A 15,751-nucleotide genomic window follows, 5' to 3' on the forward strand; every position below is an offset into this window, starting at 1 on the left:
CAATAGCGTAGAGATATGGCGGTTTCTGGAGCGAAGGTTCTGAAATACGTTGGCATGGCGGGAGTGGTCGGCGTGGCCGCCACCGGTGTCATGGTGGCCCGAGATGAGCGCAAACGTCGGGCATACACGCCCGACGAAGTGCGCGAACAACTCCACGTTCGCTATACCGCGGCCTACAACAACGGCGGCGAGGTTCCACGGCCGTCGAAGCCGACCATGCGCGAGCGTCTCCAGAATGCGCGGGAACGCCTGCGTCGCCACTGACTGGCCTCGACAAACGCACCCACATCTGCCAGATCCACACCAAATGGAGCGCTGGTTGGGGTGGACCTAACAGTTTGGGCCGCGTTTGGGCGGCCAGACAACCGCCCGGCCGTCGAGCACGATGTAGTCGGGGTCCTTCATTCCGAGCAGTCGGGCCGGAGTTGCGGACGTCACTGTCGCGGCCATGAGCAAGGCATCGTCGTTTGCAGCTCCACCGAACATCGACACCGTCGCGTGGAAGAGGTTGTCCATCGTCGCCGTGCTCCCCGCGATCGTGTCGGTCCCGGCAACCCTCGCCACCGCGTCCTGCACGTCGATGTCGAGGGTTCCCAGTCGGTAGTGGCCACTGCACATTCCCGCCGCGGACATCGCGTCCGTCACCAAGGCGACCCGCTCCCCGCCAACCGCATTGATCGTGTTGCGAACGAGCGCCGGATGCAGGTGAATCCCGTCGGCGATGAGTTCGACGGTGACCCGGGGGTCTTCGAGCAGTGCGAGCGCGGGGCCGGGATCGCGCTGTCGAAGTGGACGCATCGCATTGAACAGATGCGTCGCGACGGTCGCGCCGACGTCGATCGCGGCCACGGTCTGTTCGTAGGACGCGTCCGTATGCCCGATGGCGACGATCACCCCGTGGTCGGTGAACTGTCTGATCGCGTCCATCGCTCCGGGGAGTTCTGGTGCGAGGGTCACCATGCGGATGCGGCCCTGCCCAGCCTCGAGAACCGCAGTGATCTCCGCGCGATCCGGAAGGCGTAGCTGCGTCGAATCATGCGCTCCGCAGCGCAGCGCACTGAGCCACGGCCCTTCCAGGTGAATGCCTTCGATCCGGTGATCGGTGCTGAGTTTCGACACCGTCGCCAAGAGTTCCGATGGCGACACCGTGACGAGACTCGCGAGCGTGGCCACCGTTCCATGGCTGCGATGGAACGCGAAGGCCGTCTCGGGATCGACCGCGTAATCAGCGCCTCCACCACCGTGCACGTGGAGGTCGACGAAGCCAGGCGCGACGATGCCGTCAGGGTGGTTCGACTCTGGCGGAACAGGTGGTTGACCAGGCCCGGCGAGGCCCGTAGCGGTGTCGATCCACCCGGGGCGGAACACCGAGCCGCCGTGGATCACGGTGCCGGCAGCAACGATCGTCATAGCGTCTCGGTCACCTTGAACAGACCGCGAGGCTCGTCCGGATTGCCGCCCCGGGCCAGTGCGAGATGGAGCGCAAGCTGTTGTAGCGGAAGGATTTCCAATAACGGCGACAGCGAATCGGCGACGTTGGGTAGCTTCGCGCCCACCCGAAGGATGTCAGCGTGGCGCTCCTCGAGTCGCTGCAGGACGGGCGCCATCGCGTGCCCACCCACGTTGTTCGGCACGATCGCGATCACCGGCACCTGTGGATCGACGGTCGCGAGCGGGCCGTGGAGGAGGTCAGCACCCGAGAAGGCCTGCGCGGAGAGGTACGACGTTTCCATGAGCTTGAGTGCTGCTTCCCGCGCGGTGGGGTACGAATAACCGCGTGCGGTCGTGATGAGTCGCTGCGCGAATCGATAGCGCTGTGCCGCGGTGACCACGGCTTCGTCGTTGGCGAGCACCTGCTCCCCGAACGCTGGCAAGTCCGCGGTGCCGCCACCCACGAACAGCTCGTACAGCGCAAGCAGTTCGGCGGTGTACGTCTTCGTCGCCGCGACGGACAGCTCCGGTCCGGCCAGGACGTCGATGTGGAGCTGCGCGGCTTCGGCAAGCGCGGAATCGGGGTTGTTCGTGACCGCCACGGTGAGCGCACCCTGCTCGCGCGCCACCGAAACGGACTTCACCAGATCTGGAGATCCGCCCGACTGGCTCACCGCCACATAGAGCACATCCTCGAGCTTCGGCCGCGCCCCGTAGACGGTTGTCGAGGAGGGCGAGACGAGACCGGCGGGAAGTTGGTGATGAATCTCGACGAGGTACTTGGCGTACAGGGCAGCGTGGTCGCTCGTGCCGCGGGCCACGAACTGCACGAACCTGGGGGAGTAGTCCGCGATTCGCGCCTTGGCGACCGCGATCTGGTCCGACCCCTCACGCAGGAATCGCCGCCAGACGTCGGGTTGTTCGGCGATTTCACGGGCCATCAAGTGACCGGGGTTCATTTCTGCTCCTGAAGCATTCGTTGTGCGATTTCGATGGCGCCGCGGACCGGGTCGACGGTCAGGATGCGGACGTCGTGGATGCGGTGTTCGGCGAGATGACGTCGAACACCGCGCTGGAGTGCCGGTTGGTGGACGGCGAGCCCGCCCGCGAGGACCACGGGCACCGGCGTCCCGAGCCGTTCTCCGACCGCGACCGCGAGGTTGGCCAGGTGACGCGCGGCCTCCTCGATAATCGACAGGCAGGTGGCGTCGCCGGTCTTGGCGAGCTCGAAGACAACACGCGCTCGTCCGGCCCAGTAGCGGCGCTCGGGTTGGGCGTAGAAATGGTCGAGCAGGTCGGCGGCGGATTGCAGTCCGCAATCGGCGGCGATCTCCTGGCCAAGCCGGTCCGGGTGCTCGTTCCGGTCGACGCGGCCCAGCGTGTGCCGAACCGCCTCCCGGCCGATCCAATAGCCACTTCCTTCGTCGCCGAGGAGGTAACCCCAACCGCCCGCTCGTGCGCTTTCCGTCCCCGTGCGACCCCAGGCCACCGAACCGGTACCGGAGATGACGGCGATTCCATCGGTCAGACCGGCCGCCGCGAGAATCAGCTGGCTGTCGTGGACGATCCGGATCTTCGCGCGCGGAAATCGCGAGCTGAGCAGATCCCGCAGTCGCCGCTCGCCAGCCGGTGTGTCGATGCCGGCGGCTCCCGCACACACCGCGTCGATATCGTGATTGCCGACCCGCGCGACGATGGTGTCGAGCTGGAGTCCGGCCTCGACGGTGCCCACGCTCATGACGTTCGCGCTGCCCGAGAGTGCTTCTGCGACAACGGTTCCGTCCTCGGAACGAACTGCCTGCGTTTTCGATCCGCCGATATCGAGGCCGAGTACGGTCGCCATCACTTGCTCGACTCCCACTTGCCTCCGTTGACCCAGAACTCCTGGATCTCCTCGAGGTGCTTGCCCTTCGTCTCGGGGGCCATCTTGTAGACAAACGCGAAGCTCAGGACGGCGAACAGACCGAACACCGCGAACGTCCCGGCGCCACCGAGCGAATTGAGCATCGTGAGGAAGAAGGCAGCGATGATCGCGTTGGCAACCAGGTCGGAGGTCAGCATCGTGGACGAGCCCATGGACCGCAGCCGAGCCGGGAAGCTCTCGCCGGCGTAGACCCACACGAGTGAGCCGAATCCGAACGTGAAACCAACGGTGAACAGGAGGACCCCGAAGAAGCCGAGCGCGGTGAGCAGTCCACCGAAGTCAGAACTGGTCAGAAAAACGCCGATGAGCAGTGCGTTCGCCGCGATCATCATCGCGATGCCGCCCAACAGGATCGGTCGGCGGCCGACCTTGTCCACGAGCGACAGCGACACGAACACGGCCAGGAGCGCGGCGACCTGAATGAGGGCTGGAAGGACGAGCAGCGAGAAGTTGCCGTGGAAGCCCATCTTTTCGAACAGCCGTGGCGAGTAGTACACGATCGCGTTGATACCCGTGATCTGGATCGCGAAGCCCAGCCCCACGACGAAGGCGGTGGCCCGCACGAATGGCTTGCGAAGCATTTCGCGGAAGCCGCCGCCCGACTCGGTTTTCAGGCTCCGCGTGATCTCTGCGATCTCGGCATCGGCGTCCGACGCCGGCTCGATCAGTCGGAGAGTTTCACGAGCTTTGTCGATCCGGCCTTTGAGGACGTACCACCGCGCGGTGTCGGGCATGCGGAGCAGCAGGAGCGTGGTCAGGAACGCGGGAATGGCGGCGAGGCCGAGCATCCAGCGCCAGCTTTCTGTTGCCGAGAGCGCGTAGGCGGCGAGGTATCCAAGAATGATGCCGATGACCGTCGCCACCTGATAGGCGACGAGGAGCGCACCGCGGTTCTTGGCCGGAGCGGATTCGGCGACGAACACGGGAACGACCACAATCGAGATACCGATCGTGATGCCGAGCAGGAAACGTGCACCGAGCAGCATCGGCACCGACGTCGACAACGCGCTCAGGACGGCGAACACGCCATACGTTCCGGCTACCAGCACCATCGACTTCTTCCGGCCGATCGCGTTCGCAAGCCATCCGGCGCCGATCGCGCCCGCGATCGATCCGATGACGACAGCGGTCGTGATGAGCTCTTGTTGATGCGTCGTCAGCCCGAGGTCGCTCGTCATGAAGAGAAGCGCGCCGGCGATGTTCGACATGTCGTAGCCGTAGATGACACCGACGCTCGCGGCCGTGATGGCAACGAACAGCCCGAGCCGTGCCGGCGCCTTCGTCGCGATGGTGGTTGCTGTGCCCACTGTCCCCGATCCTTTCACTGGGCCACAATTGGTATATACCAATGTGATGTAGACAACATTGGCATATACCAATTGGGCCGTCAAGACGTTAGGGTGATTTCATGTCAGCGCCTCGGTACTTCCAGGTCAAGATGGCACTTCAGGATCGACTCGCCGCGCTCGCTGAAGGCTCATCGCTACCGCCCGAGCGCGCGCTCGCTGAGGAACTGGGGACTTCGCGCACGACGCTGCGCAAGGCCCTCGCGGAACTGGCTGCCGAGGGACGCCTCCGCCGAACGCAGGGCAGTGGCAACTATGTTGCGCCGCCGAAAATCGTGCCGGTTCGCCAATTGACCTCGCTGACTGAGGATTTGGCGTCGATGGGGTTGACGACCTCGGCGAAGGTCCTGGAAATCGAGAAGGTGCGAGCGGGCGACGAACTCGCCACGATCTTCGGCGTCACGCCCGCTGCGTCGGTGTGGCGGCTGAACCGGTTGCGACTCGTCGACGGCGCGCCACTCGCCCTCGAGATCGCGCACCTGCCAGGCTCACTGCGCGATCTGCCGCAACGATTGTCGGAGCATGGCTCGCTGTACACCACCCTGCGCACCGCGTATGGGCGTCGGATCGCTACGGTCGAGGACGCGGTTGAGGTCGCGCTCGTCGATCCGAATGAGGCCGAGCTTCTCGATGTCGGCGTCGGCCAACCTGGTCTGCTCATCCATCGAACCGGTCGGGACGAATCCGGCGAAGTCATCGAATGGACGCGCTCGTTGTACCGCGGGGACCGGTTCAAATTCGTCGCGACGGCAACGGTGCAGGCCTAGAACTCACGCCGGGCACGTCGGCACATATTGTGGACCGACGTCCGGAACTGCGCTTTGGTACGCGACCACGCCGTCGAGTTCATAGGGACCACGAACGCTGCCGAACGATTGCGTTTCGAATGCTCGGTCATCACCCTGCTTGACACAGTCAACCCAGTTCGACGACACGACCACGCCTTGTGGCGTCTTGACGAATGCAATGACGCGGATGTTGAAGGGACCAGGTTTGTCGATTGCAATCCGTCCGGTCACGGTGGGACCCGAAAAGCCCGGGTCCGGTCGCACAGATTGGTCGGACACGGTTACCTTCGCCGCACCGACGATGTCCCAGTCGAACCACGTGCCAAGAACGGTGAGCTTGACGTTCTTGACGACACTGCCTTTCGGTACGTCGACGTCCAGACCGAAATCACCCTTGGGCGGTAGCTGATAAATGGTGTTGATCGGTGCCCCGGCGAGCCCGCCTTGGCCAGCAACGCCGATGATCCCGCCGGACTCGTCGATCATCGTCAACTCAAACGGGCTCCGGACCAACCCGACATCGCTGTTGGGATTCCGCAGGCGGACGCTGAGGTGTTCGTCGATCTGGGTGTAGCTGACGATCTCCACGGGCGTCGGAGGCTTCTTGTCCTCGGCCTTCGAACATCCGGCCAAGAGGAGCAATGCGACGCTCGCGCAGATCGCGATGAGCTTGCGGATCATTACTGGACATTAGCCCGCCGAATTCTTCGAACTACCGCGAATTCAGCCGAGCAGTCGCGCTCGCAGCCGTTCGACGGATTCGTCGCGAACCCCGATTAACTCAAGGTAATTCTCAAAACTCCCGTACTTCTCGTCGACAGCCCGCCACGCTCCATGGAGAAAGTCCTCGTGCACGCCGAGCACCTTGTCCGAGATCTGTGTCAGGTCGCCATTGCGTGCGATCACCACCTGCCGGAGCGGCTCGATCCCGTCGTTGCTTCGCAGGTAATCAGCGAGGATGTCGGACTCGGAAATACCCGCCGCACGCAAGACCGCCGCGACGATCCAGCCTGCCCGATCCTTGCCGGCAGCGCAGTGAATGAGCACGCCCCCAGTGGAATTCGCGATGAGTTCGATCGTGTGCGCCAGCGCCTTCTGACCGTTTTCGAGAACTGGGAACCGGGTATAGGCGTACTCGAGCAGAACCTCGGCCAACTCCGGAGTGAGCACGCGGGGCTGCTCGTGGGGTGCGTGTTCTTGGCGCTCGTGATCCTTGACCGGCGTCGAATGCAGGTGCACGCCAGAGGGAAGCGCGTCTGGACGGTTATAGGCAACCTCGTCAGGACTGCGCAGATCAACGACGTCTGCGACCCCGAGCCCGAGCAGCGTGCGTTGGCCATCGGCGTCGAGCGCACAGAGTTCCGAAGAACGGAAAAGAATCCCCGGACGAATCGTGCGGCCATCGTCGGCTTTCAGTCCGCCGACGTCGCGGAAGTTCCACGCGCCGGAGAGATGGAACTGATCGACAGTCACAGCTTCGACGGTAGCGGACCGCCACCGTGACTCGTCACCATTGACCGATCAACGTTGCCACATCTAGTAACTATTCGGCCGTCTGGCACCTCCTACCTGCAGGCCCTTCTCCGTAGCGTCAGTACTAGAGAAATTGACTCTCGCAGGAGGAACATCATGGTTGCCACTCAGTCCCGATCGGACAAGCGCCAGGGGTTCCACGCTGCGAGCCTCACGACACGACGCCGCGTCTACCGCGACACCACGACCGAGCGGAGCGAACGATTGTATGGAGGTTGGGGCGGCGCGGTCATCCGCACCGGAGGCACCGTCCGTCGGTCGACCGGCGACTGGACGCCGGCGGTTCACGCTCTCTTGACCCATCTGGAGTCCGCGGGCTTCGACGGCTCGCCCCGAGTTTTCGGAGTCGACGCTGAAGGCCGCGAAGTGTTGAGCTTCATCGAAGGACAGACTGTCGCCACCGCCGCGTCCTGGCCGGAGTGGGCTCGCTCGGAATCCAACCTGGTGCGCGTCGGGAGCATGCTTCGCCGATTCCACGACGCGGTCGAGACGTTTCGCCCGGACCCGGAACTGACCTGGCGGTCCGGCCGCAGCGGCCTCGAGCCGGGAGAGATCATCGGCCACAACGATGTCAGCCTGGCGAATCTCGTCGCCGATTCGGACGGCCGCATCCACTCGCTCATCGACTGGGACAACGCCGGCCCGACCACCCGCCGCAAGGATCTGGCGATCGCCGCATGGCATGTCGTCGCCCTGCACGCGCCGGCACACGCGGAGGCGCGCGGCTGGACCCGCCAGCCGGACGTCGCTCGACGCCTTCGGATCTTCCTCGACGCCTACGGACTCACCGACCGCACGGGTTTCGTCGATGACATCCTCGATCGACTTGGCCACGCGCTCACCAAGCTGTCCGCGAATGGCGGGTGTGCCGAATTCGTGAAGCTCCTGCAGGCCGACATCGCCTTCATCGAGTCAAACCGCGAGGCACTCGAGCGGGCGATCGCCTGACTTCCAAACGATTCCGTGCTCTCCGGACGTCGTCATCGATATGCGTCGACGACAACGCTGTGAGAGCACGGAATCGTTTGTCACCCGCGACTAGACGGGGCGCGGCGCTCCGCCGAAACCGATCTCGTTCCCATCCACATCCCGAAAAATCGCCTTCCGGACGCCGTTCTCGTAGGTCTCCACACTCACTGGTTGCAGCCCGCGATCAGCAATCGTCGCGATCCTCTCGTCGAAGTCTTCGACGAATAGCGTGAGCATCGCGAACCCGGCCCGCGCGGGCAGATGCTCGATGTAGAGGTAGCGATGATCGGCGAGTTCGAACACTGCCTCGGTGTCGTTCGGAAAGAAAGCCGGCGGAGCTCCCAGCAGCTTCTCGTACCACGTCTGGGCAACCCGGAAGTCACTGACGGGAACTCCCGCGAACAGATCAACGGTCACGAAGCCCACGTTATCGCGTCAGCGGACGGCCTCGTAGAAGGCGAACTGACCAGCGATCGTGCGTGTGCGGCGCACCGGGCCGACCGTGAATCCGGCCGCCTCGAGCAGTGTCGTCATCGCATCCGGATTGATCGAGCCGTGACCGTGCCCATGTCCGCCGGCGAAGTCGACGACGTGAAAACCCCCGCCGGGCTTTAACACCCGGAACACCTCCGCCAGCACATCGGGGCGCGTCTGCTCGGGAATGTGATGAATCATCAACGCCGACAGCACTCGGTCGAAGGTGGCGGTCGGATACGGCAGGGTCTGCGCATACGCCGTTTCGAAGGTGATGTCGGTGGTCTTCTTCCGCGCCCGTTCGATTGCTCGCGGATCGGGATCGGTGCCGGTCACGTGAAGTCCAGGAGTGGACCGCTTCGCCGCCTGCGAAAGGTTGCCGGTTCCGCATCCGATTTCGAGCACCGCAAGGCCGTTCGAGAGTCTCGCTTGTTCGATCAGTTCCCGATGCAGTCTGCCGACGCCGAGCAGCTTCGTCAGTACGTCGTAGAAGGGCAGGAAGGCGTCATGCCCGGCGGCCGGAAGGTAATCGTGCGTATTTGGATGAACATGCTTCATGACTTCGATGTTCGCGCACATAAGGGCCGGTGAATTGGTCGATATGCGCTAGTACTTGGATTATCTTCGACTCATGCACACCGCGATCCACCCGGTTCGCTATCGCAACGGCGTCCCGGTCTATCGATATGACCCCGCGCCCGACGCGGCCCCCGTCACGATCTTGCGCGTCGGGCACGGCCACCTTCCGGCAACTGCCAACCGGCACATCCACGACTTTCCGATTCTGCTCACCGATGGCGAATCGGCCTGGATCGTGCAGCCTGGCGAAATCATCGATCCGGATCGCGCGGATGTAGGCCACGACTGCACGGCCATCGTCTTCGAGCCGACCCTCGTGGACGCGAAACTGCTCACGCTGACGCGACACAACCAGTCGGGCGGGATCCTGCAGATTGCCCTCCCGCCGGAGAAGCAGCCCGACTGGCAACGAACGATCGCGGCGATCGAGTGCGAAATCGCCGATCGACGAGACGGTTATCGACTGGCGCTCGCGGCACATCTGACCGTGCTGTTGATCGAACTGGAACGGCTCGCGGCCGAGTTCATCAGCCGTCCGGACCCGGCACTCCACGCCGTCTTCGAGGCGATCGAAGCCAGTGTCGCGGAGCCGCTGACCCTCAGCGATGTGGCGAAGACTGTCGGTCTGACGCCCGGTTACCTCACGACCTGGGTCCGCAAGCGCACTGGCAAGACCGTGCAGGAGTGGATTCTGGAGCGAAAACTCGTCGAGGCACGGAAGTTACTGGCCGAGACCAAACTGCCCGTTGGCATCGTCGCGCGCAACGTCGGATTCGATGATCCCGCGTACTTCACGCGGGTATTTACTCGCGAGGTCGGAACGCCGCCGCGGCGGTGGCGAGTGAATCAGGACGCGTCGAGAACGCCGATCGTCACTCCGTAGGGGAGGAATCGCACCTTGCGCGCGGCGTCGGTGTTGTCCTTGTTCGCTCGCAGAGCCTCGATCTCCGTCGCGTACACCTGCTCGACGCGCGCTGAACCGTCACCGTCGAGGGTGTAGATCACCCATACGCCGCTGCCGTTTTCCTGGGCGGTTCCGCCCTCGTGCCGTCGAGTCGCTTGGTCCCACACGGACGGGCGTCCACCGGCGAGGAGTCCGTCGAGAAGCCCGGACAACAGCGAGCCGTCCTTTGACTTCTCGACCAGCCCATTCGCGAAGTCAAATGCGCCCCGCAACTGAGCCGTCGCGTCCGCGATCGCGCGTTCGAGGTCTTCCGGGTCAATACCGAATGGGCCGTTGTTGCTCATGTGACCTCCTCATGGTCTGACCCCAGTGTGCCAACGGGATGGGGCTCCCGCCACAAGCATTTAGGCTCCTCGCCGGACCATTTCGGCGATCCAGATGGGCGCGAACGGTGAGGTGCAGCCCGGGGGAGTCGGGTAGTCCTTGAGGACCTCCAGTCGTTCGCCGATCTCGAGGGCGCGGGCCCGATATTCGGGACGATGAATCCCGATCATCGCCAGGCCGTTGTTCATCGCCCACTGCAGGCGCTCCGGTGCGGTCTTCATACCCGGATCGATCAACGCCAGTAACTGCTCAGGGTCCACTTCCGCGGACTTCTTCGCGATCAGGTCATTGGTCAACGCCCACCCCGCGCTCGCGATCACCGGGTCCGGATCGTTGAACCAGGCCTTCCGGAGGTCCTCTGCGTGCGGGCTCTTCTTCACCACATAACCGACGAGCCAGTCGTGAACCTTGGGGGCTCGGGCGTCGCGAAGCATCGAATCGAGTTCCTCGCGGCGGAACGATTTCGGGCGGCAGATCAGTAGAGCGAGCAGGCGAGCTGCGGTGTCGCCGGTCGCCCAGAGATCCACCGCGAGTTCGTGCTGGATCTTCAACTGCTTTGCGAGTGCGCGCAGTTTTGTGAGGTTGACGCCGTGATCGTCACCCCGTTTTTCGTTGACCGCGCGCATCTTCGGGTCTTCGAGCGCGGCGAGGTCCGCCATGACTGCGGTTACTGCGGACTGGTCGGCCATCACGCCAACCTACCGGGTCCTCCACCGATTGGGGGAGGCGGGTTTCCCCTGTTGGAGGGCCCATTCGGGGCATCACGCGCACCCCCGACGCGGGCGAAAGTCATTGAGTAATTGCACCTTCTACGAAAGGCCCGGAAATGACCACCACCCGCATCAACCCCCGCCGCCACCTCATCCTGGGCGTTTCCTTCGTCGGAATCGCAATCGTCGGCACCGGCCTCGGATTCGTCGCCACGGCGCACGCCGGCACCCTGCCGATGGACGGTGACACCGTTGCGATGACGATCTCCAACGACACCGATCAGCCCATGACCCTTGCTGCGCAGTACACGAACGTCGGCGACTTCATCGCGGCGCCGCAACAGATCCTGGCGCCGCACACGAGTGAGATCGTCACGGCAAGCAATGCCGGCTACGACCGGATGGCGGCCGTCATGAGCTACCAACTTCCGGACCACACCGTCGTCGTGTTCGAGGCCAACGACTTCTCCGACGGTGCCAACACCACGGGAACTGTCACGGCGGGACCGAGTGCTGACCACTACCAGATCGCCACCAGTCTCGACACGGGTTTTCCCAACCTGAACGCGAGCTACACGCTGCAGTCGAGAATGTTGGGGCAGAACGTTGTGACGCCCGCGTGGCTCACCGCGCCGGCCTGGCCCTCCGGTCACTAGTAGGCACGGGTGTGATAGAAAAGGCCTGACAATCTATCCTGTCAGAAGTTGGAGCCAAGGCTTTGATCGACGAAGCAGCAGTCGCATCGTGGATGGACACTGTCAGTCTCGGCACCGGACCGCTGCTCAACGTCGTACCTGTTACGGGCGGCACCCAGAACGTCATGGTCCGCTTCGATCGCGCCGGACGCAGCTACATTCTTCGGCGCGGCCCAGTGCATCTGCGTCCGCGCAGCAACGATCAGATTGCGCGTGAATTCCGGGTCCTCGAGGCGCTCGGAAAGACCGGGGTTCCGCACCCCGCACTGATCGCGACCTGCGACGACACGACTGTTCTCGGCGGCGCCGTCTTCTATCTCATGGAGCCGGTCGACGGCTTCAACGCCAGCGTCGGATTACCCGAACTGCACCGAACAGACGCGCAGGTCCGTCACGACATGGGGCTCCACCTCGTCGATGCACTCGCCGAACTGAGCGAGGTCGACCATGTCGCCGTCGGACTCGGCGACTTCGGGAAGCCGAGCGGCTTTCTAGAACGGCAGGTGCCGCGATGGCTCGGTGAACTCGAGTCGTACAACGTCTTCGCGGAATACCCCGGTCCCGACATCGGCCCTGTTGACGAGGTCGCCCGCTGGCTCGACGAGCATCGGCCGACCGACTATCGACCGGGAATCATCCACGGCGATTTCCACGCCGCCAACGTCATGTTCTCGCGCACCGGACCCGAGGTCGCAGCGGTTGTCGACTGGGAGATGTGCACGATCGGCGACCCGCTCCTGGACCTCGGCTGGCTCCTCGCGACGTGGCAATTGCCCGGCGCGCCAGAGGAATTCGCGGGTCCGCTGACCCGGGCCGGGAATCTCGCCACCGCCGGGGAACTCGCGGCCCGCTATGCCGAGCGCGCCACGCGCCGGCTCGATGACCTCACTTGGTACATCGTTCTGGCCTGCTTCAAGCTCGGGATCATTCTCGAGGGAAGCCACGCGCGTGCGCTGGCCGGCAAGGCGCCGATGGAAATCGGCGACCGGCTCCACACCACGACCCTTCGGCTCTTCGAGCGAGCCGTCACTTTGATGGAAGGCAACTGATGATCGACTTCGAGATCCCTGGCGAACTGGCCGCTCTACGCGACAAAGTGCGCAACTTCGTGGTTGAGCAGATCGTGCCCTTCGAGAAGGACCCGCGCGTCACTGTGCACGGACCGACCGACGACCTTCGCCAGGAACTCGTCGAGCTGGCACGTGCGGCGGGGCTACTCACGATTCAGGCCGACGGCATGAGCCACATCGAGCAGGCGGTCGTGTACGAGGCCGCTGGATGGTCGGTGCTTGGTCCGGTCGCGATGAACTGCGCGGCCCCGGACGAAGGCAACATGTTCCTGCTGTCGAAGGTCGCGAACGAGGAGCAGGCCGAGCAATTCCTCAAGCCCGTCGTCGACGGTCACCAGCGGTCCGTCTTCGCGATGACCGAGCCGAATGGCGCAGGATCCGACCCGAGCCAGCTCGCCACCGAATACGTCCTCGACGGCGACGAGTACGTCATCAACGGGCTCAAGTGGCTCATCACCGGAGCGCACGGCGCGAAGACGTGGATCATCATGGCCAACGGTGCCGAGGGCGCCACGCTGTTCCTGTGCGACGGCGACACCGAAGGCATCGTCATCGAGCGCGCGATGGACACGATGGACCGGAACTACGTCTCGGGCCATGGCGTCGTGCGCTTCGAGAACCTGCGGCTGCCGAAGAGTTCGATCCTCGGCGAGCCCGGACAGGCCTTCCGTTACGCCCAGCTGCGCCTGGCGCCGGCCCGCCTCACACACTGCATGCGCTGGCTTGGTGCCGCCGAACGTGCGCAGGCCATCGCGATCGATTACGCCAAGACCCGGACAGCGTTTGGCAAGCCGATCGGCGAGCACGAGGGCGTCGGATTCATGTTGGCGGACAATGAGATCGCGCTGCAGCAGTGCCGCCTCATGATCTGGTGGGCCTGCTGGCACCTCGACAACGGCTCCAAGGGACGCCACGAGTCGAGCATGGTCAAGTCGTCGGTCTCCGAGGAACTGTTCAAGGTCGCAGATCGCTGCGTCCAGGTACTCGGCGGAATGGGTATCAGTGACGAGACGCCGGTCGCCGGGATCTTCCGCGACATGCGCGCCTTCCGCCTCTACGACGGCCCGACCGAGGTGCACAAGTACGCGATCTCGAGAGAACTGCTTCGGAAGTAGTCGATTGGTGTTCGTTTCCGCCCACTCAGCGGGCGGAAACGAACACCACGGTGCCTAGTTCGGGAGATCGGCGACGATGCTCTTGATCCAGCTGACGATGTTGTCGACCCGGGACGTGATCTCGCCGGCCTTCGACGGGCACTCATTCCCGTTGCTCTCGACGGACACCAGCTGCGAAACGCCCGACGGCAGCGTGGTGAAGTAGGGCGCTCCGCTGTCGTGCGGGCAAGCACTCGTGTCGCGTGACGGCGCGTAGGAAAAGATCGCGACCGTGTCCGGCATGATCGACCGGACTTTGAACTGACCGGTCATCAGCCGCGTCGACGGCACCGGATCGACGCTCGACGTGGCACCCCAGCCCGCCAGTGTCACCGTGCTCCCGAACAGGGGACTAGACGTGGGCAACCGGACCGGGGTCACGCCGGTATACGGCCGTGCGAGTTTTGCCAATGCGATGTCTCGATCGGGAGCCTGCACCACCTCGACGACGTCGATCACGTCTCCTGGCGACTTCGACAGATCGACGGTGTTGAACGTCGCCGTCGTCCGGTAGGGGACCGGGCCGCTCACATTCGTCCGGAAGACGTCATGGAAACAGTGGCCCGCGGTGATGACCCAGGTCGGAGAGATCAGCGCGCCAGTGCACGCACTGTCGTAAGTGGTGCCATCCGGCCGGGGGACTTCGGTCATGGTCAGCTTGGCAGTGAATCCGAACTGACCCGGCTGCGCGGGAGTCCCGTTCGCAATGGCGGAGGCTGGGGCAGAACCCACGAGAGCAACGCCCGCCACAAGAAAGACAGCACTCAGAACACGTCGCACTTGTCCGCCACATCCACTCAATCGTGTCTGGCGACACAACCAGATCCCCCCGTCAGTCGGTCAAGTCACCCGCGCCGTTAACGGCAGTGATCGATGACACAACCAGCGCAGCCCCGGCGATCGATAATCGCCGGGGCTGTGTAGATCGGGATTACTCTTCCGACTTACCCGGAAGGATCGTGACGTCCTTCAACGTTGCCTTGGCGCCTTTGAGCACCGCGTACGTGATCTTGTCCATGGCCGCACCGTCGAACACCGCCTTCTTGACCGCGGAGTGGCGGAACGTGACGTCCCGGAGCGTGGCATTCCGGAACGAGGTGTTCTTCAGCGATGTGCTGTTGAAGTTCACGCCGACGAGTTCGAGGCCATCGAAAGAGACGTCGCCGAGGTCCGACGTGCTGAAGTTCGTCCCGACGAGGGTGGTGCCTTCGAAGTCGACACCCTGCAACGGGATCGCCCGGAACTTGGTACGGGTGAGGTTCGCCCCGGTCAGCGCCACATTCGACGTGTCTGACCCGTAGAAGTCGGCGTCGGTGAGGTCTGCGCCGCCGAAGGAAGCGGACCGCAAGGCGGCACCCTTGAACTTGGCGCCGGCGAGATCCGAACCGTCGAAGTTCGCCTTCTCGAGTGCACTGCCGTTGAAGTTCGCGCCGCGCAGGTTGCTGTCGCTCAGGTCCGCGTCGCGGAGGTCGGTGCCACCGAGGAGTCGGCCCGGGGGAGTGTCGGAGCCGGGTCCGACCACCTTCGCGATGAATCCCCTGATCAGGCCCGGCTTCTCAGTCGGCTGAGCCGGTGCCTGCGGGATCTCTTCCATCAATTCGGAGACGTCTCCAAACGAGCTGGTTGCCATGTCGAATGCCTCTTTCTCGGTCTTGCCCTGGTTCTTCAGGTCTTCGTATTTGTCGGTGAGGTTTGCGAGTAGTTCCTCGATCACGTCGTCCCGCGCGGGGAAGTTGCCGTACGGCGCGAGCGTGGTCTCCAGGAAGCTCCGGAGTTCTGCGTGCATGTGT

19 protein-coding genes are annotated in these 15,751 nt (G+C 64.0%); 7 read left to right on the forward strand and 12 right to left on the reverse strand.

Annotated features, from left to right (window positions below):
• Positions 1-15 precede the first annotated feature (15 nt).
• A complete protein-coding gene (locus tag F600_RS0117335; RefSeq protein WP_018161903.1) occupies positions 16-264 on the forward strand; it encodes a hypothetical protein in 249 nt (82 codons plus the stop codon).
• A 66-nt stretch (positions 265-330) separates the two neighbouring features.
• Here the strand turns inward: F600_RS0117335 and F600_RS0117340 are convergent, their stop codons facing one another.
• From F600_RS0117340 to F600_RS0117355, 4 genes are read right to left on the reverse strand one after another with little or no spacing between them, the layout of a single operon-like run.
• Complete coding sequence (locus F600_RS0117340) at positions 331-1,410, reverse strand: N-acetylglucosamine-6-phosphate deacetylase (RefSeq protein WP_018161904.1); 1,080 nt, start codon at positions 1,408-1,410, stop codon at positions 331-333.
• Positions 1,407-2,372, reverse strand: a complete 966-nt coding sequence (locus F600_RS0117345; protein WP_211220094.1) for an SIS domain-containing protein — start codon at positions 2,370-2,372, stop codon at positions 1,407-1,409. The genes F600_RS0117340 and F600_RS0117345 overlap by 4 nt, the downstream gene beginning before the upstream one ends.
• Positions 2,373-2,386: 14 nt before the next feature.
• Entirely contained in the window at positions 2,387-3,274 is an 888-nt protein-coding gene (locus tag F600_RS0117350; protein WP_018161906.1) for an N-acetylglucosamine kinase, read from the reverse strand.
• Entirely contained in the window at positions 3,274-4,662 is a 1,389-nt protein-coding gene (locus F600_RS0117355; RefSeq protein ID WP_018161907.1) for a sugar porter family MFS transporter, read from the reverse strand. Before F600_RS0117355 ends, F600_RS0117350 begins: the two co-directional genes overlap by 1 nt.
• A gap of 101 nt (positions 4,663-4,763) precedes the next feature.
• Here F600_RS0117355 and F600_RS0117360 point away from each other — a divergent pair, with 101 nt between their 5' ends.
• Complete coding sequence (locus F600_RS0117360; protein WP_018161908.1) at positions 4,764-5,468, forward strand: GntR family transcriptional regulator; 705 nt, start codon at positions 4,764-4,766, stop codon at positions 5,466-5,468.
• Positions 5,469-5,471: 3 nt separating this feature from the next.
• Here F600_RS0117360 and F600_RS0117365 read toward each other — a convergent pair whose 3' ends face one another.
• Together F600_RS0117365 and F600_RS0117370 are read right to left on the reverse strand one after the other, a co-directional pair.
• On the reverse strand, positions 5,472-6,170 hold the full coding sequence (locus tag F600_RS0117365; protein ID WP_018161909.1) for a hypothetical protein: 699 nt from the start codon (positions 6,168-6,170) through the stop codon (positions 5,472-5,474).
• Positions 6,171-6,212: 42 nt separating this feature from the next.
• Entirely contained in the window at positions 6,213-6,962 is a 750-nt protein-coding gene (locus tag F600_RS0117370) for a tyrosine-protein phosphatase (RefSeq protein ID WP_018161910.1), read from the reverse strand.
• A 156-nt stretch (positions 6,963-7,118) separates the two neighbouring features.
• Here F600_RS0117370 and F600_RS0117375 point away from each other — a divergent pair, with 156 nt between their 5' ends.
• Entirely contained in the window at positions 7,119-7,970 is an 852-nt protein-coding gene (locus tag F600_RS0117375) for a phosphotransferase (RefSeq protein WP_018161911.1), read from the forward strand.
• A 90-nt stretch (positions 7,971-8,060) separates the two neighbouring features.
• Here F600_RS0117375 and F600_RS0117380 read toward each other — a convergent pair whose 3' ends face one another.
• Positions 8,061-8,408 (reverse strand): VOC family protein, encoded by a 348-nt coding sequence (locus F600_RS0117380; protein WP_026306640.1) that lies wholly within the window; start codon positions 8,406-8,408, stop codon positions 8,061-8,063.
• Positions 8,409-8,426: 18 nt separating this feature from the next.
• The gene (locus F600_RS0117385; protein WP_040631977.1) at positions 8,427-9,023 is read right to left on the reverse strand and encodes a class I SAM-dependent methyltransferase; all 597 of its coding nucleotides are present in this window, start codon (positions 9,021-9,023) and stop codon (positions 8,427-8,429) included.
• A gap of 73 nt (positions 9,024-9,096) precedes the next feature.
• Here F600_RS0117385 and F600_RS28775 point away from each other — a divergent pair, with 73 nt between their 5' ends.
• On the forward strand, positions 9,097-9,927 hold the full coding sequence (locus F600_RS28775) for a helix-turn-helix transcriptional regulator (protein WP_018161914.1): 831 nt from the start codon (positions 9,097-9,099) through the stop codon (positions 9,925-9,927).
• On the opposite strand, the gene F600_RS0117395 is transcribed toward F600_RS28775, so the two are convergent.
• Both F600_RS0117395 and F600_RS0117400 read right to left on the reverse strand, forming a co-directional pair.
• Positions 9,891-10,292 carry a hypothetical protein gene (locus tag F600_RS0117395; protein WP_018161915.1) on the reverse strand — a complete coding sequence of 134 codons (402 nt, stop codon included), beginning with the start codon at positions 10,290-10,292 and terminating at the stop codon, positions 9,891-9,893. The genes F600_RS28775 and F600_RS0117395 overlap by 37 nt on opposite strands.
• Positions 10,293-10,352: 60 nt before the next feature.
• Positions 10,353-11,021, reverse strand: coding sequence for a DNA alkylation repair protein (locus tag F600_RS0117400; protein ID WP_018161916.1), 669 nt, complete (start codon positions 11,019-11,021; stop codon positions 10,353-10,355).
• A gap of 137 nt (positions 11,022-11,158) precedes the next feature.
• Between F600_RS0117400 and F600_RS0117405 the strand changes: the two genes are divergently transcribed.
• The 3 genes from F600_RS0117405 to F600_RS0117415 all read left to right on the forward strand — a co-directional run bounded on the left by F600_RS0117405 (position 11,159) and on the right by F600_RS0117415 (position 13,922).
• The gene (locus F600_RS0117405) at positions 11,159-11,698 is read left to right on the forward strand and encodes a hypothetical protein (RefSeq protein ID WP_018161917.1); all 540 of its coding nucleotides are present in this window, start codon (positions 11,159-11,161) and stop codon (positions 11,696-11,698) included.
• A 92-nt stretch (positions 11,699-11,790) separates the two neighbouring features.
• A complete protein-coding gene (locus F600_RS0117410) occupies positions 11,791-12,786 on the forward strand; it encodes a phosphotransferase family protein (protein WP_018161918.1) in 996 nt (331 codons plus the stop codon).
• The gene (locus tag F600_RS0117415; RefSeq protein WP_018161919.1) at positions 12,786-13,922 is read left to right on the forward strand and encodes an acyl-CoA dehydrogenase family protein; all 1,137 of its coding nucleotides are present in this window, start codon (positions 12,786-12,788) and stop codon (positions 13,920-13,922) included. Before F600_RS0117410 ends, F600_RS0117415 begins: the two co-directional genes overlap by 1 nt.
• 54 nt (positions 13,923-13,976) lie before the next feature.
• Here F600_RS0117415 and F600_RS0117420 read toward each other — a convergent pair whose 3' ends face one another.
• Together F600_RS0117420 and F600_RS0117425 are read right to left on the reverse strand one after the other, a co-directional pair.
• Positions 13,977-14,693: a S1 family peptidase gene (locus F600_RS0117420; RefSeq protein WP_217999895.1), complete on the reverse strand. Its 717-nt coding sequence runs from the start codon at positions 14,691-14,693 to the stop codon at positions 13,977-13,979.
• A 199-nt stretch (positions 14,694-14,892) separates the two neighbouring features.
• The gene (locus F600_RS0117425) at positions 14,893-15,747 is read right to left on the reverse strand and encodes a pentapeptide repeat-containing protein (protein ID WP_018161921.1); all 855 of its coding nucleotides are present in this window, start codon (positions 15,745-15,747) and stop codon (positions 14,893-14,895) included.
• Between the last annotated feature and the right edge of the window lie 4 nt (positions 15,748-15,751).

This window comes from Smaragdicoccus niigatensis DSM 44881 = NBRC 103563, assembly GCF_000380645.1.
Lineage (GTDB): Bacteria > Actinomycetota > Actinomycetes > Mycobacteriales > Mycobacteriaceae > Smaragdicoccus > Smaragdicoccus niigatensis.

Coding starts and splice junctions, on each gene's coding strand:
- F600_RS0117340 (WP_018161904.1), bottom strand. CDS start 1,410: ATGACGATCGTTGCTGCCGGCACCGTGATCCACGGCGGCTCGGTGTTC.
- F600_RS0117395 (WP_018161915.1), bottom strand. CDS start 10,292: ATGAGCAACAACGGCCCATTCGGTATTGACCCGGAAGACCTCGAACGC.
- F600_RS0117405 (WP_018161917.1), top strand. CDS start 11,159: ATGACCACCACCCGCATCAACCCCCGCCGCCACCTCATCCTGGGCGTT.
- F600_RS0117425 (WP_018161921.1), bottom strand. CDS start 15,747: ATGCACGCAGAACTCCGGAGCTTCCTGGAGACCACGCTCGCGCCGTAC.
- F600_RS0117415 (WP_018161919.1), top strand. CDS start 12,786: ATGATCGACTTCGAGATCCCTGGCGAACTGGCCGCTCTACGCGACAAA.
- F600_RS0117385 (WP_040631977.1), bottom strand. CDS start 9,023: ATGAAGCATGTTCATCCAAATACGCACGATTACCTTCCGGCCGCCGGG.
- F600_RS0117360 (WP_018161908.1), top strand. CDS start 4,764: ATGTCAGCGCCTCGGTACTTCCAGGTCAAGATGGCACTTCAGGATCGA.
- F600_RS0117375 (WP_018161911.1), top strand. CDS start 7,119: ATGGTTGCCACTCAGTCCCGATCGGACAAGCGCCAGGGGTTCCACGCT.
- F600_RS0117335 (WP_018161903.1), top strand. CDS start 16: ATGGCGGTTTCTGGAGCGAAGGTTCTGAAATACGTTGGCATGGCGGGA.
- F600_RS0117400 (WP_018161916.1), bottom strand. CDS start 11,021: ATGGCCGACCAGTCCGCAGTAACCGCAGTCATGGCGGACCTCGCCGCG.
- F600_RS0117410 (WP_018161918.1), top strand. CDS start 11,791: ATGGACACTGTCAGTCTCGGCACCGGACCGCTGCTCAACGTCGTACCT.
- F600_RS0117350 (WP_018161906.1), bottom strand. CDS start 3,274: ATGGCGACCGTACTCGGCCTCGATATCGGCGGATCGAAAACGCAGGCA.
- F600_RS28775 (WP_018161914.1), top strand. CDS start 9,097: ATGCACACCGCGATCCACCCGGTTCGCTATCGCAACGGCGTCCCGGTC.
- F600_RS0117345 (WP_211220094.1), bottom strand. CDS start 2,372: ATGGCCCGTGAAATCGCCGAACAACCCGACGTCTGGCGGCGATTCCTG.
- F600_RS0117365 (WP_018161909.1), bottom strand. CDS start 6,170: ATGATCCGCAAGCTCATCGCGATCTGCGCGAGCGTCGCATTGCTCCTC.